The 18242-nt window shown below is 68.0% G+C and carries 23 protein-coding genes; 12 read left to right on the top strand and 11 right to left on the bottom strand.

The features are described from left to right. Positions 1-146 precede the first annotated feature (146 nt). From D477_RS11975 to D477_RS11965, 3 genes are all read right to left on the bottom strand, one after another. A complete protein-coding gene (locus tag D477_RS11975) occupies positions 147-1127 on the bottom strand; it encodes a S1C family serine protease (RefSeq protein WP_005269468.1) in 981 nt (326 codons plus the stop codon). A 169-nt stretch (positions 1128-1296) separates the two neighbouring features. After that, complete coding sequence (locus D477_RS11970) at positions 1297-1713, bottom strand: ChaB family protein (protein ID WP_005269467.1); 417 nt, start codon at positions 1711-1713, stop codon at positions 1297-1299. Between the two features lie 233 nt (positions 1714-1946). Then, positions 1947-2549, bottom strand: coding sequence for an NAD(P)-dependent oxidoreductase (locus D477_RS11965; RefSeq protein WP_005269466.1), 603 nt, complete (start codon positions 2547-2549; stop codon positions 1947-1949). A 133-nt stretch (positions 2550-2682) separates the two neighbouring features. Here D477_RS11965 and D477_RS11960 point away from each other — a divergent pair, with 133 nt between their 5' ends. Beyond that, a complete protein-coding gene (locus D477_RS11960) occupies positions 2683-3039 on the top strand; it encodes a winged helix-turn-helix transcriptional regulator (RefSeq protein ID WP_052510766.1) in 357 nt (118 codons plus the stop codon). Positions 3040-3238: 199 nt separating this feature from the next. Continuing rightward, positions 3239-3514 carry a hypothetical protein gene (locus D477_RS11955; protein ID WP_005269464.1) on the top strand — a complete coding sequence of 92 codons (276 nt, stop codon included), beginning with the start codon at positions 3239-3241 and terminating at the stop codon, positions 3512-3514. Positions 3515-3520: 6 nt separating this feature from the next. Here the strand turns inward: D477_RS11955 and D477_RS23295 are convergent, their stop codons facing one another. The 3 genes from D477_RS23295 to D477_RS11945 all read right to left on the bottom strand — a co-directional run bounded on the left by D477_RS23295 (position 3521) and on the right by D477_RS11945 (position 5383). After that, on the bottom strand, positions 3521-3865 hold the full coding sequence (locus tag D477_RS23295; protein WP_237740785.1) for a hypothetical protein: 345 nt from the start codon (positions 3863-3865) through the stop codon (positions 3521-3523). Positions 3866-3893: 28 nt separating this feature from the next. Continuing rightward, the gene (locus D477_RS23290) at positions 3894-4127 is read right to left on the bottom strand and encodes a hypothetical protein (protein WP_237740784.1); all 234 of its coding nucleotides are present in this window, start codon (positions 4125-4127) and stop codon (positions 3894-3896) included. Positions 4128-4240: 113 nt separating this feature from the next. Further along, on the bottom strand, positions 4241-5383 hold the full coding sequence (locus D477_RS11945; RefSeq protein ID WP_005269463.1) for an acyl-CoA dehydrogenase family protein: 1143 nt from the start codon (positions 5381-5383) through the stop codon (positions 4241-4243). A 154-nt stretch (positions 5384-5537) separates the two neighbouring features. Between D477_RS11945 and D477_RS11940 the strand changes: the two genes are divergently transcribed. The 5 genes from D477_RS11940 to D477_RS11920 all read left to right on the top strand — a co-directional run bounded on the left by D477_RS11940 (position 5538) and on the right by D477_RS11920 (position 9159). After that, the gene (locus D477_RS11940) at positions 5538-5780 is read left to right on the top strand and encodes a FitA-like ribbon-helix-helix domain-containing protein (protein ID WP_005269461.1); all 243 of its coding nucleotides are present in this window, start codon (positions 5538-5540) and stop codon (positions 5778-5780) included. Next, entirely contained in the window at positions 5777-6154 is a 378-nt protein-coding gene (locus D477_RS11935; protein ID WP_005269459.1) for a type II toxin-antitoxin system VapC family toxin, read from the top strand. The genes D477_RS11940 and D477_RS11935 overlap by 4 nt, the downstream gene beginning before the upstream one ends. Before the next feature lie 71 nt (positions 6155-6225). Next, positions 6226-7344 carry a LolA family protein gene (locus D477_RS11930; RefSeq protein ID WP_005269457.1) on the top strand — a complete coding sequence of 373 codons (1119 nt, stop codon included), beginning with the start codon at positions 6226-6228 and terminating at the stop codon, positions 7342-7344. Continuing rightward, entirely contained in the window at positions 7341-8315 is a 975-nt protein-coding gene (locus D477_RS11925) for an ABC transporter ATP-binding protein (RefSeq protein ID WP_005269455.1), read from the top strand. The genes D477_RS11930 and D477_RS11925 overlap by 4 nt, the downstream gene beginning before the upstream one ends. Next, positions 8305-9159 (top strand): ABC transporter permease, encoded by an 855-nt coding sequence (locus D477_RS11920; protein WP_005269454.1) that lies wholly within the window; start codon positions 8305-8307, stop codon positions 9157-9159. The genes D477_RS11925 and D477_RS11920 overlap by 11 nt, the downstream gene beginning before the upstream one ends. A 52-nt stretch (positions 9160-9211) precedes the next feature. Here the strand turns inward: D477_RS11920 and D477_RS11915 are convergent, their stop codons facing one another. Then, complete coding sequence (locus tag D477_RS11915) at positions 9212-9637, bottom strand: PIN domain-containing protein (RefSeq protein WP_005269445.1); 426 nt, start codon at positions 9635-9637, stop codon at positions 9212-9214. Continuing rightward, positions 9638-9856 (bottom strand): hypothetical protein, encoded by a 219-nt coding sequence (locus tag D477_RS11910; RefSeq protein ID WP_005269442.1) that lies wholly within the window; start codon positions 9854-9856, stop codon positions 9638-9640. 178 nt (positions 9857-10034) lie between these two features. Between D477_RS11910 and D477_RS11905 the strand changes: the two genes are divergently transcribed. The 3 genes from D477_RS11905 to D477_RS21230 all read left to right on the top strand — a co-directional run bounded on the left by D477_RS11905 (position 10035) and on the right by D477_RS21230 (position 13969). Beyond that, a complete protein-coding gene (locus tag D477_RS11905; RefSeq protein ID WP_005269441.1) occupies positions 10035-11282 on the top strand; it encodes an MFS transporter in 1248 nt (415 codons plus the stop codon). After that, positions 11279-11968, top strand: a complete 690-nt coding sequence (locus tag D477_RS11900) for a FadR/GntR family transcriptional regulator (protein WP_005269440.1) — start codon at positions 11279-11281, stop codon at positions 11966-11968. Before D477_RS11905 ends, D477_RS11900 begins: the two co-directional genes overlap by 4 nt. Positions 11969-12043: 75 nt before the next feature. Continuing rightward, on the top strand, positions 12044-13969 hold the full coding sequence (locus D477_RS21230; RefSeq protein WP_005269439.1) for a plasmid pRiA4b ORF-3 family protein: 1926 nt from the start codon (positions 12044-12046) through the stop codon (positions 13967-13969). A gap of 20 nt (positions 13970-13989) precedes the next feature. On the opposite strand, the gene D477_RS11890 is transcribed toward D477_RS21230, so the two are convergent. From D477_RS11890 to D477_RS11880, 3 genes are read right to left on the bottom strand one after another with little or no spacing between them, the layout of a single operon-like run. Continuing rightward, complete coding sequence (locus D477_RS11890) at positions 13990-15183, bottom strand: ABC transporter permease (protein WP_005269438.1); 1194 nt, start codon at positions 15181-15183, stop codon at positions 13990-13992. Continuing rightward, positions 15180-15848: an ABC transporter ATP-binding protein gene (locus D477_RS11885; protein ID WP_237740783.1), complete on the bottom strand. Its 669-nt coding sequence runs from the start codon at positions 15846-15848 to the stop codon at positions 15180-15182. The genes D477_RS11890 and D477_RS11885 overlap by 4 nt, the downstream gene beginning before the upstream one ends. Positions 15849-15907: 59 nt before the next feature. Beyond that, positions 15908-16984 carry an efflux RND transporter periplasmic adaptor subunit gene (locus D477_RS11880; RefSeq protein WP_005269435.1) on the bottom strand — a complete coding sequence of 359 codons (1077 nt, stop codon included), beginning with the start codon at positions 16982-16984 and terminating at the stop codon, positions 15908-15910. Between the two features lie 211 nt (positions 16985-17195). On the opposite strand from D477_RS11880, the gene D477_RS11875 reads away from it, so the two are divergent. Both D477_RS11875 and D477_RS11870 read left to right on the top strand, forming a co-directional pair. Continuing rightward, on the top strand, positions 17196-17804 hold the full coding sequence (locus tag D477_RS11875) for a TetR/AcrR family transcriptional regulator (RefSeq protein WP_005269433.1): 609 nt from the start codon (positions 17196-17198) through the stop codon (positions 17802-17804). Next, the coding region (locus D477_RS11870) for an EamA family transporter (RefSeq protein WP_005269424.1) at positions 17801-18242 on the top strand (442 nt) is incomplete at its 3' end. The genes D477_RS11875 and D477_RS11870, both read left to right, overlap by 4 nt.

Below are 18242 nucleotides of genomic sequence, written 5' to 3'. Positions count from 1 at the left end.
GCCGCAGGCCCGGCCCGGGGCCCGGCGGCCCGAGGTGCACGACGAGGGCTATCCCGCGGAAGGACCGGCGCCGCTCTACGATGAGACGGTCCAGGCGCTGAGCCCGGCCGGCGAAGAACAGGACCGCGAGGACGTGAAGGCCTGACCTAGCCGGACATTTCCTGCGGCAGCGCGATGAGCTCCAACACTGACCCGTCGCGCAGCACGGCCAGCGGGAAGTCCACGCCGATGGCGTCGGCGAAGAGCAGCCGCTGCAGGCTTTGCGCGTTCGCCACGGGCTGGCCGCCGGCGCGGATGACCAGATCGCCGGCTCGCAGCCCGGCGGCTTCGGCGGGGGAGCCGGGCAGCACTTCGACCACCCGCAGCCCGTGCCGTTCGCCGGTCCGCATGGAGTCCCGCGCCGACAGCGGCACCGGCGTGCTGACCAGGCCGAGGTAGGCGCGCCGAACGCGGCCGTCGGCCAGCAGTGCGGAGATGATCCGCCGCGTCGTGGCGTTGATCGGCACGGCCAGGCCCAGTCCGATTCCGGCCACGGCGGTGTTGATCCCGACTACCCGGCCGGTTGAGTCCGCGAGTGCGCCGCCGGAACTACCAGGATTGAGCGCCGCGTCCGTCTGGATCACGTCCTCGATCACCCGCCGGTTCCGCCCCGCGGCCACCGGGATGGAGCGGCCCAGCGCGCTGACCACACCGGCGGTCACCGAGCCGGCGAGCCCCAGCGGGTTGCCGACGGCGACGACCAGTTGCCCCACCCGCAGCCTCGATGCGTCGCCCAGCTCCACCGGCCGCGGCACCGTGAGCCGGCCGCGCAGCACGGCCAGGTCGGAGAGCGGATCGGCCCCGATCAGGTCCACCTCGGTCCGCGTGCCGTCAGCGAAAGCCGCGTGGCCGCCGTCGGAATTCGCCACGACGTGCGCGTTGGTGAGCAGGTAGCCGTCCTCGGTGAAGACCACCGCGGACCCGCCGCCGGTGGCGAAAGCCTTGTCCCGGCGTCGTACTTCCATCTGCACTGCGGCGACATGCGGCGTAACGGTCTCCGCGATGCGGACCACGGACTCGGAGTACGAATCCAGCGGGTCCTGGGCATCGCGGACCGGCTCGATCCGCGGTTCTGGAATGGCATTCACGGCCCACCTCCGGCAGCGTTGCTTGCTCTCCATGCAACAGCAGAACCAGCGCGTTTGATCCGCCTGCCGCTACGCCTTCAGTGAACTGCGGTGCAGGATGAAACAACGACGGCGGGTGGCCCGCCACCGGGGTATGCCGGGTGCGCTGCTGCCTGGCTGAGCGGCCGGGTCAGCGGGATTTGCGGGTCTCCTTGTCGTTGGCCTTGCGCACTGCGTCCACCAGTTCGGACTTGCTCATCTTGGAGCGGCCGGGCACGTCGAGTTTCTTGGCCAGGTCGTAGAGGTGCTCCTTGGAGGCGTTCTCGTCCACCCCGCCCTTGGTCGGGCGCGAGGTGTCCTTGCCGCCCTTGGCCTGCTTGTCCGAAGGGCCGGCCTTGTCCTTGGGCTCCCAGTGGTCGCCGACCTTCTCATGCGTGTGCTTGAGCGCGCTGTAGCCGACGCGGTGCGCGCGCTGCTCGTCGCCGTAGGTTTCGGCGGCGGAATGGTGGGCCTTGGCGAAGGTGGCCTGCGCTTTCTTGCCCGACTTCTTCAGTGTGCTCGGCAGTTCGCTCTGCTTCGGCTTGCCGCTCTTGTCCGTCTTGGGCATCCGGACCACGTCCTTTCGCTGCGCGGTTGGATCGTTCCTCTTCCAACGTGGCACAGTTCGCCGCCGCCGCCAAGAGGCTGGTTCCAGCCCGGCCTGGCCCGCGGGATCGAGGAAGCAGCTGATGCCTTTTCGAGGTCGAAAAGGGCATCAGCTGAATACTGGACGACGGCGGTGCGCAGGCACCGCCGTCGTCCTCCTTTATTGCCGGGCTTAGGTGCGGGGCTGTCGGCAGGTCAGTTGGCCACAGCGAAGCGCTGGTTGCGGTGCTTCGGGCTCTCCAGCTCATCCAGCACGGCGACGGCAAAATCCTGGGTGGAGATCGAGTCGCCCACGGGGGAATCCTTGCCCAGCTTGTACTCGCCGGTGCGCTGGCCCGGAGCGATCACGGGTGCGGGCGCGAGCATGGTCCAGTCCAGGTCGTCGGCGCCGCGGTAGGACTCGAGCACTTGGGCAAATGTGTCGCTCTCGGCCTTGTACTCCGCCGGGAAATCAGGCAGGTCCTTCAGCTGCACGCCGTCTACTTCCAGGGCGCCGGCGCCGCCGACGACAAACACCCGGGACTGCGCTCCGTTCGCGATAATCGCGCGGTGTGCTTCGATCAGCGGTTCGTGCGTCTTGCCTGTGCGGTCCGGGGAGACGGAAACGACGACGGCGTCATGGTCCGCGGCGAGGTCGCGGAAGGTTTCCAGGTCGGAGAGTTCGGCCTTGCGGGAGGCGGCCCCTTCGACGTCGGCGCCGCTGCGCGTGACGGCAGTGACCTCGTGTCCGCGGCGGAGGGCCTCGGCGGTGATTTCGGATCCGACCATGCCGGAGGCTCCGTAGACGGCGATCTTCATGGTTTTCCTTTCGTCGCACTGCCGGCGGCTCCGGCACTGCACCTAACGGTATCAATTGGAAACCAAGTACCTCAAAGTAATACAGTTACCTTATGGAAATGGATAGTCAGCCGTTCGACGTGATGCAGCCCGGTTGCCGTCTCGCGTGGTGCTGCAGCGCATCGGCGATAAGTGGACGCCGCTGGTCTTCCAGGTGCTCAAGGACGGGCCGCAGCGTTTCTCTGCCATCCGCGCCGCCGTCCAAGGTGTCACGCCGAAAGTGCTCACCCAGACCCTGCGCACGCTGGAGCGGGACGGGTTGGTCAGCCGGACCATTTTTGCCGAGGTGCCGCCGCGCGTGGAATACGGGCTGACGCCGCTCGGCCAGACGCTGCTCGGACCGCTGGATGCCGTCCGCGCGTGGGCCGAGGAGCACGCCGGCAAAATCCTGCAGTCACGCCAGGACTATGACGACCAGGCAGAGGCAAGCACCGCCGTCGTCAGCAAATAACCGGCGCCTGTATCAAGGCGCGAAGCGCTCGAATGTTACGCCAAGCGGCCGATGAACGCTTTAATTCGAAACATTTGGGGAGTTTATCCCGTGAGGCCCTTCACAGCGCTCTTTCCGGCACATATGGTTCGGTAAAGCAATAAACGCCAACTGATACACCAAACGCTTCCACCGACGGGGTGTTGGAGGGGTACGACAAATGAATGCACGCCTGCATGAGGCGCTCGCTATCTTGGGGGATATCGACGCCGACGATGCGAGCACGGAGGCCCGCGGTCGCCGTGCCCATGCCCGGGTTATCGCCATGATTGAGTTCGCCGACGAAGTTTCAGGAATGCGGCAGGAACAGCGCATCGCGAACCTGCTGACGCTGGCGCAGATGGGCAAGAAGGATTCCCAGGCCGCCCTGCACGAGGCCCGCAGCCTGCTGGGACTCGACGGCGGCAAGGAGAAGGCCCTGAAGGGCGTCGCCTAAACGCTGCTACCGCGATGGACGAATGCCGGCCCGTCCCATGGCGTCCCAGTAGGCATCGCGCATTTCCTGCAGCCAGGCCTCCTGCTGTTCCGGGCTGCCAATGAAGGCACGGCCACCTGCGGACCGGACGCGGTAGACCTTGAAGCCTCGGGCGAAGAGGTTGCGGTCCGTGGTCCGGTCGAGCATCGCCGTGAGTTTGTGGGCTTCGGTGCCGTGCGCGACGACGGCGGAAACGCGCTCGACTTTCTTGAGGAATTGCCGGAAGGGCTTCAGGCCGTCGTGGATCTGTTGTTTGGTGAGTTTGCCGTCCTGCTTGTCGGCGATGAACCACGGATAGACATTCCACGGCATGACGTGCCGCGGTTCCAGGCCGACCTCCTCATAGATCGAGCAGAGGCGTTCTGCGCTGTATGAAACCGGAGCCGGCGCCCGCGCCGGGGCTGGCCAGCAGGCTGACGATGCGGCATTCGTCGAGATCATGCCTCGGGTCGATGTAGGGGACGCGGCCTTCCCCGGCATTGCCGCTCAGGCCGTCGCAGAGGAGGTTGATGGCCTCAACGTTGGCACTGTAGCGCCGGTCCCACTGTTGTGCCCGATACTCTTCTTCAGCCATTCGTCGTGCCACGGAACCTCCCTGGACTTCAAGCAGCGGTCGTCTGCTGCCAGCCTATGCCGTCCGGGCGCGGGAAGGTCCATCGCGGCCGAAATGGCTCGACCGATCCGCCGTCAGCGCGCCAGCTGCCGGGAGATCACCAGGCGCTGGATCTGGTTGGTGCCCTCGAAGATCTGCATGACCTTCGCTTCGCGCATGAATCGTTCGGCGGGGAAGTCCTGCGTGTAGCCGGCGCCGCCCAGTACCTGCACCGCGTCCGTGGTCACCGACATAGCATTGTCTGTCGCGACCAGCTTGGCAATCGATGCCTCCCGGGCATACGGGCGGCCGGCGTCCCTCAGCCTCGCGGCGGAGAGGTACGTGGCGCGCGCGGTTTCGACGCCGACCGCCATGTCCGCCAGCAGGAAGGCCAGGCCCTCGTGGTCGATCAGCAGCTTGCCGAAGACCTCCCGCTCCTTGGCGTAGGAGACGGCCAGGTCCAGCGCCGCCTGTGCCAAGCCCGTGGCAACAGCGGCGATGCCCAGCCGTCCGGAGTCCAACGCGGCAAAAGCGATGGCCAGGCCCTGGCCCTCCAGCCCGATCAGCCGCTCGGCCGGGACGCGGACGCCGTCGAAATTCATGGTGGCGGTGACCGAGCCGGTCAGGCCCATCTTGTGCTCCGGCGGAGCCGCACTGAGCCCCTCAGCATCGCCCGGCACCAGGAAACAGGAAATGCCATGCCGCGGATCGTCCGACGTGCGCGCGAAGACGACGTAGAAGTCCGCCGTGCCGCCGTGGGTCGTCCAGGCCTTCGCCCCGGAAATGACGTAGCCCTCGCCGTCGCGCACCGCCCGGGTCCGCAGCGCCGACGGATCCGAACCGGCGTGCGCCTCGGACAGGCAGTAGGCGCCCAGCGTCTCGCCGGAAAGCATGTCGGCCAGCCACGTCTTGCGCTGCACCTCGGTGCCGAAGGTGGCCACCGGGAAGCAGGAGAGCGCGTGCACGCTGGCGCCGACGCCGACACTGGCCCACACCGAGCCGATCTCCTCGAACACCTGCAGGTAGACCTCGGCCGGCTGTTCCCCGCCACCGTATTCCTCCGCATAAGGCAGGCTGAGCAGCCCCGCCCGGCCCAGCGTGCGGTAGACCTCGCGAGGGAACTCGCCGGCCCGCTCCGCCGCGGCCGCCCGCGGTGCCAGTTCCTTCGCCGCCAGCTCGCGGGCAAGCTCGATCAGGTCCTGCGCTTCCACGGAAGGCAACAGCCTCGACGCGCCCATCCACGCCCCCTTGCATGGTCCGGACCGCGCTGGCGGAAACCGGAAATGTCTGCTTCACACCACTACAGCACGCGCCTGCAGCGCTGGCAACCATGATCCAACTGCATCGAACTGAAGGTGGGTGCAGTGTGCACCCACCTCGTATGATTGAGATATGTCGAAGGTCATTCATATTCGAGATGTGCCCGACGAGGTCCATGCGGCGCTGTCTAGTGCAGCGGCGAATAGCGGCCGCTCACTCACCGTCTACCTTAAGGACGAGCTTGAACTTGTGGCTCGCAGGTCGCGGATTGCGGACTCCAACGCGGCTGTCATCACGGAGGTACGTGATCGGGCGGCAGGCAATGTTTCCAGGGAAAGCATCCTCGAAGCCCTTGATGAAGGCCGCAACCAGTGAAGGTGCTTGATGCGACCGTGGTCATAGCGCTTCTGCTGGGAGACGTGAAACCGGAGGTGCTCGGGCATGAGGACCTGGCCGCGCCGCACCTGCTGGATAGCGAAGTGGCCAGCGTCCTGAGACGGCTTGTACGGCGGCAAGCTGTCACTGAGGAACAGGCTGCGGTTGCCCTGGACGGCCACGCGCAACTGAGTATCAGACGCTTCCCGGCTCTGCCACTCATTCCCAGAATCTGGCAGCTGCGGGCCAACCTCAGCGCTTATGACGCGACGTATGTAGCGCTGGCAGAGGAATTGGATGCGGCAAGCCTGCTGACTGTGGACCGCCGTTTGGCACGGGCACCTGGGATCCGGTGCCTGGTCGAAGTGGTGTAGCGGCCAGTGAACCTGCGGCCGAACCGGCGTAGGCTGGAGAGAGACTTGCAAGGGCCGGAGGTCGAATCGCCATGGCACGAACCTGGAAACGCTGGCTGCCAGCCGCCGTCGTCCCGGCGGTGATCGCCGGCGGCGCCCTGATCGGCACGGTGCAGGCCGGCGCCGCGACCGAGTTGCCGGACAAGACGCCGCAGCAGTTGCTGGAACTGCTCGCCGGCAGCGACGTCCGGACACTCTCCGGCACGCTGGAGCAGACCTCTGCCCTCGGCCTGCCGCAGCTTCCAACTGACGGCCCGGACCAGTCCGGCATGTCCGGTGCCGCGGCCGCCCTCGACCTCCTCACCGGTTCGCACACCGCCCGCGTCTACCTGGACGGCAAGGAGCAGGCCCGGGTGCAGGTGCTGGACCGGCTCGCCGAGCGTGACATCATCCGTAACGGCCGCGATGTCTGGTTCTACAGCTCCAAGCAGAACGAGGCCGTCCACATGACGCTTCCGGAGCGTTCCGGCGCCAAGGAGCATGACAAGTACGACGGCGAGTACACGCCCGAGCGCCTGGCCAGCCATTTCCTCGAGGCAGTCGAACCGGGCACCGAGGTGACCGTGGCCGAGGATGTCCGGGTCGCCGGACGGGATGCCTACCAGCTGGTGCTGGATCCGGACAGCGCCGAGACGCTGGTCGATTCCGTCTCGCTCGCAGTGGACGCGGAGACCGGCCTGCCGCTGAGCGTGGAGGTCCAGGCCCGCGGCCAGGAGGAGCCGGCGTTCGAGCTGGCCTTCACCGAGCTGAGCCTCGAGGCTCCGGATGCCGGGCTGTTCGACTTCACCCCTCCGGCCGGCGCCACGGTCACCGAGCACGCCGTGCCGGACCGCTCCGGCAGGCATGCCGACCGCGGTGAGCGGCAGGGACCTGATGCGGCGCAGCGCGACGCCCGGCACCATGACGCCAAGCACCGCGACGGCAAGGTGGAGAAGACCGGCGAGGGCTGGGACACCGTCGTCGAACTTTCTGCAACGAGCTTGCCGGAGGGTTGGGCAGAGTCGCCCGCCATGGCCCAAGCCCTGCGGAAAGTCGACGGCGGGCAGCTGCTGTCCACCGCCCTGGTCAACGTGCTGCTGACAGACGACGGCCGGGTGTTCGCGGGATCCGTCACGGTGGAGCGGCTGCAGGCGGCGGCGGAGGGCCGGTGAGCGCCGGCTCCACCGGGGACCTGCCATCTGGTGAACTGGCCATCGAAACCCAAGGCCTGACCAAGCGCTTTGGCCACCAGACCGCCGTCGACCATCTTGACCTGGCCGTCCCGCACGGCTCCGTGTTCGGGTTCCTCGGGCCCAACGGCTCGGGCAAAACCACCACCATCCGCGTGCTGCTGGGGCTCGCTGCCGCCACGGACGGCCACGCCCGCGTGCTGGGCCAGGAAATGCCGGCCGCGCTGCGCGAGGTGCTGCCGCGGGTCGGCGCGCTGATCGAAGGGCCGGCGTTCTACCCGTTCCTCTCCGGCGCCGCGAACCTGCACCGCCTTGACGCCGCCGATCGGCACGCCCCGTCCGCCACCCGGCGCGCCCGGGTCCGCGAGGCGCTCGAACGCGTGGGCCTCTCGCACGCCGCGGGCAAGAAAGTGCGGGCCTACTCGCTCGGGATGAAGCAGCGGCTCGGGATCGCCAACGCCCTGCTGATGCCGCGCGAGCTGCTGGTGCTGGATGAACCGACCAACGGCCTGGATCCGCAGGGCACCCGCGAAGTGCGCAGCCTCGTCCGCTCCCTGGCCGCCGGAGGCACTACGGTATTCGTCTCCAGCCACCTGCTGGCCGAGGTCGAACAGATCTGCACGCACGCCGCGATCATGAGCGCCGGCAAGCTGGTGGCGCAGGGGACCGTGGAGGGCTTGCGGCGCGGCGGGGAACAGCGGGTGACGCTAACGACGCCGGACCTTGGCGAAGCGGATCGGGTGCTGCGGGGATTGGGGCTGAGTCCGGCAGGCGTTGGTTCCGCCGCGAACGGGATGGTCACGGCCCCGCTGGCTGACGGGATCCTGCCCGAGCAGATCGTGGCCGCGCTGGTGGCCGAAGGGGTCCGGGTCCGTGGCTTCGCCGTGGAGAACAGCACGCTGGAAGAGCGGTTCGTGGCGCTCACGGGGGAGGGGTTCGACATTGTCCAGTAAGCAGCAGGCGGTCCGGGCCCGGCCCTCGGCAGGCTGGGCCCTGCTCGGCTCCGAGCTCAGCGTGCTCTTCCGGCGCTGGCGGACCTGGGCGATGCTCGCCGCGCTCGCCGCCATCCCGGTGCTGATCGCGCTCGCGGTCCGGCTTTCCTCGCGCGATCCGGGTCCCGGGCAGGGGCCGCCGTTCCTGGACCGCGTCACCCAGAACGGCCTGTTCATAGCGCTGACTGCCACGGTGGTTTCCATCCCGCTCTTCCTGCCGCTGACCATCAGCGTCGTCGCGGGCGATGCCATCGCCGGGGAAGCCAACCTCGGTACGCTGCGCTACCTGCTGGCCGCCCCGGCCGGCCGGATCCGGCTGCTGGCCGTCAAGTACGCGGCCGCCGTCGCTTTCTGCATCACCGCCGCCCTGACCGTGGTCACCGCCGGCATGCTGATCGGCGTCGCACTCTTTCCCGTGGGACCGGTGACGCTGCTGTCGGGCGACACGATCAGCGTGGGCGAATCCGTGCTGCGGCTGCTGCTCATCGCCGGCTACGTCAGCCTCTCGCTGGCCGGGCTCGCCGCGATCGGGCTCTTCATCTCCACCCTCACCGAGGTACCGGTCGGCGCGATGGCGGCCACCGCCGTCCTCGCCGTCGTCGCGCAGATCCTCGGCGCCCTGCCGCAGCTCGACTGGCTGCATCCCTGGCTGTTCACCCACCACTGGGTCGGCTTCGCAGACCTGCTCCGGCAGCCCATCTCCTGGGACGCCTTCGCGGCCAACGCCCTGCTCCAAGGCGGGTACATCGCGCTCTTCTGCACCTTGGCGTACGGCCGGTTCGCCAGCAAGGACGTGCTGTCCTGACCGAAGGATCAGTGTCGCGCGGGCCTGGACGCCGCTTGCCTGATTTCCGCTGCTAGATCTTGTGGAAGATTTGCTTGAGCCTCCCGTCCAATGCAGCGGCGAGATGGCCATAGTCCTTGCCGCAGCTCACCACCGTCGCGTCATGCAGTAGGGCGTAGGCTGCAATGAGCGTGTCGACGGGGCCTGCCGCTCGGACGAGACCGGCGTTCCAAAGAGCCGACTGGATTTCGAGGACATCGGAAACCGATGGGTGTTGTTCCGGCTGTTTCAACCTGGCCATGCGGTCGGCAAAGGCTGCATGCTCGGCTGCATTCCGGGCCATAAAACAATACTCCAGCGAGGCCGGAGGGCATGTCATGATGATCCCGCTGTGTCCGATGGCGTCGAGATCGCCCGTGACCGCGCGGTTCGTGCCGTAGCGGGACCAGGCGCTGGCATCGACGATGTACAGGGGGAGCGATGCCGTGGAATGCTCCAACTACACGACTTCCTGGTCAGGGTATTCGACGACGGAGGCGGCGCGGTGCTCCTGGGTGAGAGGCACAGCCTTCATCTCCTCCAAAACCTTCTGCTGATTGTGGAGTGCGATGACGATTTCGAGTGATTTGTCGATCGTTTCGCGCGCAGAACCAGCGGAGAGGATGGCCTTGGCCGCCTCTATTTTCGCCTTGTCAACGTCCACTGATGTGATCGCCATGGTGACCGACTCCCCGCTGATCCCGACTTTATATATTCAATTATATGCCTCTAGATGCTCATGCGCTCAGATGATCGGCGGGCCGTGGCCGGAGATGGCAGTGGATCTTGAGCTCGACTGTGTGCAACTGCAACAACCCCAGCTTGCCCGCCAAACATCAGACGTCTAATGTTTTGGAGTGGCTTCCGAAACTCTGGGCGAGGCGCTGGATGAGTCCCTTGCCCCCGAACTTGATGAACGTGTCCCGGCCCCGCGCCGACGGTGGACTGCCGTGCTGGCGATTGCCGCCGTCGTCCTTATTGGCCTGAACCTGCGGGCCGGGATTACCAGTGCGGCCGCGCTGTTCCACGGGCTGCAGCAGCTGCTGGGCTACGGGCCGCTGGTGGCCTCGCTGCTGCCCACCATCCCGGTGCTCTGCTTCGCGGTGGCGGGAGCGGCGACTGCGTGGCTGAGCGGGCGGATCGGGCTCGAGCGTTCGATCGCGCTGGCCCTGGTACTGCTGACCGGCGGGTTGGCGCTGCGCGGTTTCGAGTCGGTGGAGCTGCTGCTGGCGGGGACCGTGGCGGCTATGTCCGGGCTGGCGATCTGCAACGTCGCGATGCCCTCGTTCATCCGCGAGCACTTCGCGCACCGCACCTCGGCGGCGACCGGGACCTTCACCATCACCATGGCTTTCGGGGCGACTACGGCGGCCGCGGTGAGCGTTCCGCTGGCGGCCCAGCTAGGTTCGCCGACGCTGGGGCTCGCCGCCTGGGCACTTCTTGGGGCGGTGGCGCTGGCCGCCTTCCTGCCGCTGGCGGTCAGGTCCCGCCGGCGCCGGCTCGCGGGCGGGAAGCGGCATGTGTCTCCGTGGCCGCTGCTGGCAACCCGGATGGGCCTGCTCGCCACCGCGCTGTTCGCCATCCAGGCGCTGCTGGTGTACGCGCTGATGAGCTGGCTGCCGTTCGTGATGATCTCGCGCGGCCTGGATCCGGCCGCGGGCGGGCTCATCCTCGCCGTGGTCCAGGTGGTCTCCATTCCCGCGGTGGTCGTGCTGCTGGCGATGGCCACGAAGCCGCACCTGCTGCGCCCGGCCTTCATGCTGACTGCCAGCGCATCGCTGGCCGGCTACATCACGCTGCTGGTGCTGCCGCCGCAGCTGGGCCTGATCCCGGCGGTGCTGCTGGGCCTGGGCTTCGGCGTGTTCCCGCTGCTGATGCTGGTGATCAGCCGCAGCGGCTCCAGCGCGGCGGAGACCACGGCGCTGTCCACCCTGGCCCAGTCCGTGGGCTACCTGTTCGCCGCCGCCGGGCCGTTCGGGCTGGGTCTGCTGCATGACGCGGCCAGGTCCTGGACGCCGCCGCTGGTGCTGATGCTGGCCGGGTCCGCGCTGCAGCTGCTGCTGTGCCTCTGGATCACCGCGCCCCAGCGGAAGGCGCAGAAATGAGCGCGGGCCCGCTGAGCCGGGCGCCGCTGGCCGAGGAAGTCACCGTCCGGCTGCGCGAGTCGATCGTCTCGGGGGAGTGGCCGCTGCAGCAGCGCATTCCGTCCGAGCCCGAGCTGATGGAGCGCCTCGGCGTCTCCCGCGGCACGCTGCGCGAGGCCATCAAGGCGCTGGCCCACGCCGGCATGCTGGAGGTCCGCCGCGGCGACGGCACCTACGTCCGCGCCACCAGCGAGATCAGCGGCACCGCCCGGCGCGCCTACCGCGAGTACGACGACGAAGACGTGCTCCAGGTCCGCTTCGCCCTGGACACGCAGGCAGCCCGGCTGGCTGCGCGGTTAGCGGACGACGGCGCCGTGGCGGCTTTGCGGGAGATGCTCGCCAGGCGGCGGCGCGCCTGGGAGGACGGGGACCTGGCCGCGTGGATCGCCGCCGACTGGGACTTCCACCAGGCCGTGGCAGCGGCCTCCGGGAACCCGCTGCTGCACGAGCTGTACTCGAGCTTCGGGGACGTGTTCCACGGGACCAAGATGGCCCAGCGGCTGCGTGACGGGTTCGACGGCTGCCTGCCGGCCGGCCACGAGGATCTCGCCGATGCGATTGCTGCCGGTGACGAGGACGCCGCCGCCGCGACGGTCAACGTCAACCTCGCGTACTGCCTGCAGTGGATGCCGCCGCGCCAGGCGTAACCCGGCGCCGGGTGGTGGCAGCGTGGGAATGCCGATAGCGTTTTTACGGTGCGTTGGAACGTCGAAGGGGCGGGCATGGCGAAGAAGAACCAGGGCAGGAAGAACAAGGGCGGCCGGAACCGTTCCGGGGATCCGCGGAAGAAGGCGGCCGGGCAGGGCGCAATTTCCCTGGGGTTTGTCCGCGCTGAGCGGGCGCTGGATCCGCTCCTGCCCGACTTCGTGGATTGGTTCGCCCAAGACCTTGGCCCGGCGGAGGAAGCCGTGGCCTACCTCGACATCATGAAGGCAGTGGCCGCAACCTACTCGGACGCCACCGGCGACGCCTCCGTCACCGGCTTCGATCCAGACCACGTTTCCGGGTTGCTGGCCGCGATTGAGGCGACCGATCCTGACGAGGCAGTAGTGGTTTTCGAGGCCTTCCATTGCTTCATCGATTTCCTGCACGCGACCGGCAGGTGGTCCCGTTCGGAGGAAGATTACCAGGCAGTCCACGCCATGCTTTCGGATCCTGGAGCCGAGGAGGGCCTGCCGCTCATCGAGGTGCCGGAGCTTTCCAGCGCCGAGGAAGCCGAAGCCTTGGATGCGCTTCCGCTGGTCCAGCGGGCACGCGGCCTGCTGGAGTGGCTGGGAGCAGGCAAGCCAGTGACAGCCACGGGAGCGCTCCGGCTGAAGGATGTTGAAGGGGCCGCGGCATCGATCGGCGTCGCCGCGCGTGGCCGGAGCGTCCAAACAGCCGCAACCGAGGACACACTGCCCGGCCTGGGCGATGCTCCGGTCGCCAGTGACCAAGGCAAACCAGCCATGGTGGTTCAGTCGATGCATGAGGTTCCTGTGCTGGGTACCCTGTGGCGGACGCTCGCGGAAGAGGGGCTGATCGAGATCAGCCCGACCGGAGCGGTCCCCCAAGCGGACGGGATCAGCCCCCTGTCCGGCGCAAGCGCGGAGGAACGGCTGGAAGAACTGCAGGTTCTTATCGTCGGGTACCTGCAGAATGCAGTGCTGGACGTTGATGAGAGCCAACCGTGGGAAACCGCCGCGGCCGCGATCCAGGTGGCCGTGCTGGTGGCCGGATGTACTGCGGATCCGGCTCCCGTGGAGCGGTTCCAGGACGTGGAGGCCGCTGGCAGTGAGCCGGCCGCTGTCCAGGCCCGTGTCGCCGTCCGTACCGCCTATGCGCGCCTGCAGGAGCTGGCCGAGCTTGGCCTGGTGCACATCGACACCCACATCACGGTGCCGGAGGCGCTTGTCCGGTGCATCGCGTTTGCCTTCGAGGAGGAGTACGAGCTCGACGTCGATTACCCGGAACTCGCGGCCGAGGCGGTCGGGATGCCGGAGCCGGTCTTGCCGCAGGCGGGAGGCGCTGCGAAGCAGCTGGGCCAGCCACCCGCAAGGCCGGCATCGAAGCGGAAGGCGGGAACGCCGTCGTCGGTGTATCAGCTGAAAATCATGCTCAGCCGCTCCAAGCCGCCGATCTGGCGGCGTGTCCTGGTGCCCTCGGACATTTGGCTCGATCAGCTCCATCTGGTGGTGCAGAGGTCGTTCGACTGGGAGTGCTACCACCTGCACAATTTCCAGGTCGGCGGCCGGGGCGGCCGAGTGTACGCGCCGGTCGATCAGGACGCCTACGGCGACCCGCCCCTAGACGAAGCCACGGTCGCGTTGTCCGACGTGCTCACCGGCGTGGGCAGGAAACTCGAGTACACCTATGACTTCGGTGATGACTGGGTGCACGTCATCACACTGGAGAAGATCCTCCCGGCAGATCCCGAAGGCCCGCTGCCCCGCTGCACCGGGGGCCGAGGGAGGGCGCCAATGGAGGACAGCGGCGGCGTGTGGGGATGGACGGCCGCGGTCGAGGCAGCCAACGATCCGAAGCATCCGGCGCATCAGGACTACCGCGAGATGCTCGGGCTGGAGGCTGGAGAGAAGGTGGATCCCAAGGCCTTCAGCGTGGACCAGGTGAACGCGTCCCTCGGGCTTTTCGCGGGGCGCCTGTCGTAATGGTCGGCAGCTGCCGGTGACTAGTACCGGATGGCGTCGATGACCTTCACCCGGACGGCGACGAGGGCCGGAACCAAGCCGGCCAGGGCGCCGACCGCGGTCGCGGCGCCCAGGCCGATGAGCGCCGCTTCCAGCGGGAAGGGCGGCAGTTCGCTGAGGCCTGCGGCTACCTGCTCCTGGACCCAGGGGCTTTTGACGACGGCGATCGCCAGCATCACGCCGGCGACTCCGGCGACGAAGGTGGCCACCACGGATTCAAGCATCACGCCGAAGAAAATCCGTCCCGAGGTGGCGCCGAAGCTGCGCCGGATCCCGATCTCGCGCACCCGGTACCTGACGGTGACCATGGAGATGTTGAGCAATCCGACGGCGCCCAGCAGCAGCACGAGCCCGGCAATGCCGCCCACCACCAGCTGGGTGGGGGCGAACGGATCCCCGAAGGCGGCGTAGTCGGAGCGGAAGACGTTGACGCTGGCGGTAGGGAACTGGGCCCGCAGGTCCGCACTGATCGCCTGCGTGAGCGGCTCGGCGATGTCTTCGGGCACCCACAGTTCCATCGCCGGCGGCATCGATAAAGCTTCGGCCGCGATGGTCCTGTCATAGTGTGCCGCGAGGATCATGGCCCGGGGCATGGCTTCCGGCCAGTCATTCCGCTGGACGCCGACGATCGCGGCTGTAACCGGCCGGTCCTGGAAAATCTGTACCGTCGGCGCCGTGCGCAGATCGGGGTTGCCCAGGCGCTGGTAGAAGGCCTGGTTGACGATCACCGCCGGTGCCAGGCGGTCCTGGTCCTGTTCGGCGAACCAGGCGCCTTGGACCATGTCCACCCGGCGCATGATTCCGTACGCGGCGTCGACGACCAGTGTCTCGGTCGGAACGACTCCGTCCGGGAACTGGAAGGGCACGTTCGTGGAGAGCTTCAGGCTGGAGTGCGCGACGGCGTAGCGCTCGGCCACCGCTTCCAGCGCCGTCTGTACGGATGCCTGCTCGAGCTGGCCGCCTTCGGGGTAGAGTTCCACGCTGAGTGTGGCAGGCCTGCCGCTCTGCTGCTCCTGTCCCTGCACCATGGCTTCCCGGGCCATGTTGCCCAATCCGACGACGGTAGTCAGGGCAGCCACGGACAGCGCCACACCGATCAGGGCCAGCAGGATCCGGGTTTTGTGGATGCGCAGTTCGGACCACGCCTCGGTGAGGGCTGCAATGAAGCCGGTCATGCGGCCAGCACCCCGACGTGCAGCCGCCCGTCCTGCAGGCGGAAATGCCGGTGCGCCAGTCCAGCGACGGTCGGATCGTGCGTGATCGTCACGAGCGCGGCGCCCGATTCGAGCGCCACGCCGTCGAGGAGCGCCATGACGGCCTGGCCGGTCTCGACATCGAGTGCGCCGGTCGGCTCATCGGCGAGGATGAGCTTCGGTGACCGGACCAGGGCGCGGGCGATGGCAACCCGCTGCTGCTCGCCGCCGGAGAGCTTGTGCGGCTTCTCCCGCATCCTGTCGGCCAAGCCCACCCGGTCCAGCATTTCGGCGGCCAGTTGTTCGCGCCGCCAGAACTGCCTGCCGCGGGCATAGAGCAGCGGTGTCATCACGTTTTCCAAGGCGGTCCGGCCGGGGAGCAGATTGAACTGCTGGAAGATGAACCCGACGGAGGCACCCCGGGCCACCGCCCGGCGCTTCTCGCTCATCGACGCCACAGGCTGTCCGGCGAAGCGCATCTCGCCTGCGGAGGGGAGATCCAGCAGGCCGAGGATGTTCAGCAGCGTGGACTTGCCGGAGCCGGAGCGGCCCACGATGGATAGATGGTCGCCCGCCCGGATGCTCAGGTCCACCCCGCGCAGGATATCCAGCGACTGGTCGTCCGAGAGCCGGACGGTGCGCGTCACCTGGTTCAATTCGACCAACGGCTCGTCTGCCGGGTTTGGTTGCGGCGAGATCACGCGGATCAGCCGCCCACCATGCCGAACGGACCGCTTTCGCCCATGGGGTCCTGGCCCGGGGCGCCGGGGACGAACTGCAGCACCAGCTCACCTTGCTCGAGGCCGTCGCTGACCTCTACCTGCTGGCCGTCGTTGAGCCCCAAGGTGACCTCGCGCTCCTCGGGTGCGCTGCCGCCGTCGTCCTTTACCACCCAGACAATGCCGGACTCCACCGCGCCCTTGACCGCGGTGGTGGGCACCGCCAGGACGTCCTCGGCAGTACCGGCGCTGATGTCGATGCTGGCGCCGAGCCCGGCGAAGACCGAAACATCCGTGGGGACCGCGCAGTTGACCGTGCCCGCAGTTTCCGAGGCCGCCGCGCCGCCAAATGGACCGCCGAACGGATCGGCCGGTTCCGGCTGTGCCGCCGTGTCCGCTGGTGCCGCTTCGCCTACGGTGACGGAGCCGCACTCGAAGGGCGCCGGTCCTCCCGTGATCGTCACCGTGGCCTTGCTCGGCCGGCCGAGGATGCGGAACTGCTGGTCAGTGGTGAGCGTCCCGGACACCGAAAAGGTGCCCGGCGCGATGGTCGCAGCGTCGGTGCCGACGGACACCTGCTGGTCCAGGAGGACGTCGAAGCCGGCCAGCTTGCCGGCGGCGGTGGCCACCACATTGGTGTAGGTGTACTGCGGGGCGGGTTCAGGCCTGTTCCCGGTATCCTCGTCGGCATCATCCACGGGCACCGGAGGCGGCTCCAGCGCAGTGGACGGAGCGGGTTCGACCAGCTTGCGGACCTGGAACAACGGATCCCCTTCAGCCACGGTGGCGCCTTCCTCGACGAACACGTGGTTGACAGTGCCCTCGGCAGTGCTGCGCACGGCGACGGCAGGATCGCTGACCACCGAGCCCTTCACCTGCACCACATTGGTGATGGTGGCGCGTTCGACGGAAACGGTCGGCGTGACCAGCTCGGCGGACGGCTGTTCCTGCGCAGCCTCGGCCGTGAGCCCGTCCACGAAGGCCAGCTTGAATAGGGCTGCGGCAATCACCGCGAAAACCACCAGCCAGGCAGCGGGAAGTACATAGCGGCGCACAGCACCCATTCAGGTCCCCCATCAGATTTTGAAGTGCCTGTTCGCCGGCACCGGATAGTCCTTCCCGGAGAATATCAATCAGTTGGAGTAATTCATCCCTTGGCTAGTCTCACGAAGGTGAAAGTGCCGCATATTTCTTTCCGGGGGTGGATTTACGACGGCGGGGTGTTGCCTTCTGTCTTGTGTGGATAGACTGGTCTACCTAGACAGGAGGCCGGAAATGGCAGGAGCGAAGGGCAGCACGCAGGCCACGGCGGGGACGCGGTCCGGGGGAACGGCCCGCGCGCGGATCCTCAACGCAGCCGCGCAGCGTTTCTATGCGAACGGCATCGCGGCCACGGGAATCGACTCGATCACGGCCTCGGCGGGCGTGGCGAAGATGAGCCTCTACAACAACTTCAGCTCGAAGGCGGCGCTCGTCGAGGCGTACATTGAGGCCCGGCACGAGGAGTGGCTCGGCCTCTACGAAGCCCGGCTCGCAGGCAAGGACACTGCCGGGGAGCTGGTGCTGGCGGTGTTTGACGCCTACATCGACCATGCGGCCTCGGCCTACGAACACGGGTTCCGGGGCTGCGGGCTGCTGAATGCCGCGGCCGAACTCGCCGCCGACGATCCGGCCCGGGCGGCGGTGCGCCGGCACAAGGAGCAGGTCGAGCAGATCCTGGCCGGACACCTGGCGGAGCTGGCCGGGCCGGACCGCGCGGAGCGGCTGGCCGAGCACTTCTGCTTCCTGCTGGAGGGGGCGATGGTCCGGGCCGGACTGGAGGGCGGACCGCAGCGGCTGCTCGCTGCCCGGGAGTTGGCGGCCGGAATGCTGGCCGGGCTGTGAGCCGCACTTCCGGCGGCATCGCCGCCATCCTCGCCACGTCCTTCCTGTGGGGCACCACCGGAACCGCCGCCACGTTCGCTCCGGGCGCCGGACCGCTGGCCATCGGCGCCGCCGCGCTCGGAATCGGCGGCCTGCTCCAAGCCGTGATCGCCATCCCCGAGCTGCGCCGCACGCGCGGCCTGCTGCGGGCGAACCCGGGGCTGGTCGCGGCGGGCGCCCTCGCCGTCGCCATCTACCCGCTGGCGTTCTACAGTTCGATGCACTTGGGCGGAGTTGCCGTGGGCACGGTGGTATCACTGGCCTCGGCGCCGCTGGCTTCCGGAATCCTCGAGCGGGTCATCGAGCGCAGGCAACTGAGCCGCTGGTGGCTGCTCGCCGCGTTCCTGGGCATCGCCGGCAGCGCCCTGCTCTGCGCGTCCAAGGCCGGCGGCGGGGCCG

Origin of the sequence: Arthrobacter crystallopoietes BAB-32 (assembly GCF_000328305.2) — a bacterium.
Taxonomy (GTDB): Bacteria; Actinomycetota; Actinomycetes; order Actinomycetales; family Micrococcaceae; genus Crystallibacter; species Crystallibacter crystallopoietes_A.
Note: the sequence above shows the minus strand (reverse complement) of the source record. Positions and strands in the feature narration are given on the sequence as shown.

What these genes read in the sequence shown, in the direction of transcription:
- D477_RS11900 (WP_005269440.1), top strand. Translation starts at nt 11,279, where the DNA reads ATGAGCGCGGGCCCGCTGAGCCGGGCGCCGCTGGCCGAGGAAGTCACC.
- D477_RS11930 (WP_005269457.1), top strand. Translation starts at nt 6,226, where the DNA reads ATGGCACGAACCTGGAAACGCTGGCTGCCAGCCGCCGTCGTCCCGGCG.
- D477_RS11965 (WP_005269466.1), bottom strand. Translation starts at nt 2,549, where the DNA reads ATGAAGATCGCCGTCTACGGAGCCTCCGGCATGGTCGGATCCGAAATC.
- D477_RS11890 (WP_005269438.1), bottom strand. Translation starts at nt 15,183, where the DNA reads ATGACCGGCTTCATTGCAGCCCTCACCGAGGCGTGGTCCGAACTGCGC.
- D477_RS11955 (WP_005269464.1), top strand. Translation starts at nt 3,239, where the DNA reads ATGAATGCACGCCTGCATGAGGCGCTCGCTATCTTGGGGGATATCGAC.
- D477_RS23290 (WP_237740784.1), bottom strand. Translation starts at nt 4,127, where the DNA reads ATGGCTGAAGAAGAGTATCGGGCACAACAGTGGGACCGGCGCTACAGT.
- D477_RS11970 (WP_005269467.1), bottom strand. Translation starts at nt 1,713, where the DNA reads ATGCCCAAGACGGACAAGAGCGGCAAGCCGAAGCAGAGCGAACTGCCG.
- D477_RS23295 (WP_237740785.1), bottom strand. Translation starts at nt 3,865, where the DNA reads ATGCCGTGGAATGTCTATCCGTGGTTCATCGCCGACAAGCAGGACGGC.
- D477_RS21230 (WP_005269439.1), top strand. Translation starts at nt 12,044, where the DNA reads ATGGCGAAGAAGAACCAGGGCAGGAAGAACAAGGGCGGCCGGAACCGT.
- D477_RS11880 (WP_005269435.1), bottom strand. Translation starts at nt 16,984, where the DNA reads ATGGGTGCTGTGCGCCGCTATGTACTTCCCGCTGCCTGGCTGGTGGTT.
- D477_RS11945 (WP_005269463.1), bottom strand. Translation starts at nt 5,383, where the DNA reads ATGGGCGCGTCGAGGCTGTTGCCTTCCGTGGAAGCGCAGGACCTGATC.
- D477_RS11910 (WP_005269442.1), bottom strand. Translation starts at nt 9,856, where the DNA reads ATGGCGATCACATCAGTGGACGTTGACAAGGCGAAAATAGAGGCGGCC.
- D477_RS11875 (WP_005269433.1), top strand. Translation starts at nt 17,196, where the DNA reads ATGGCAGGAGCGAAGGGCAGCACGCAGGCCACGGCGGGGACGCGGTCC.
- D477_RS11940 (WP_005269461.1), top strand. Translation starts at nt 5,538, where the DNA reads ATGTCGAAGGTCATTCATATTCGAGATGTGCCCGACGAGGTCCATGCG.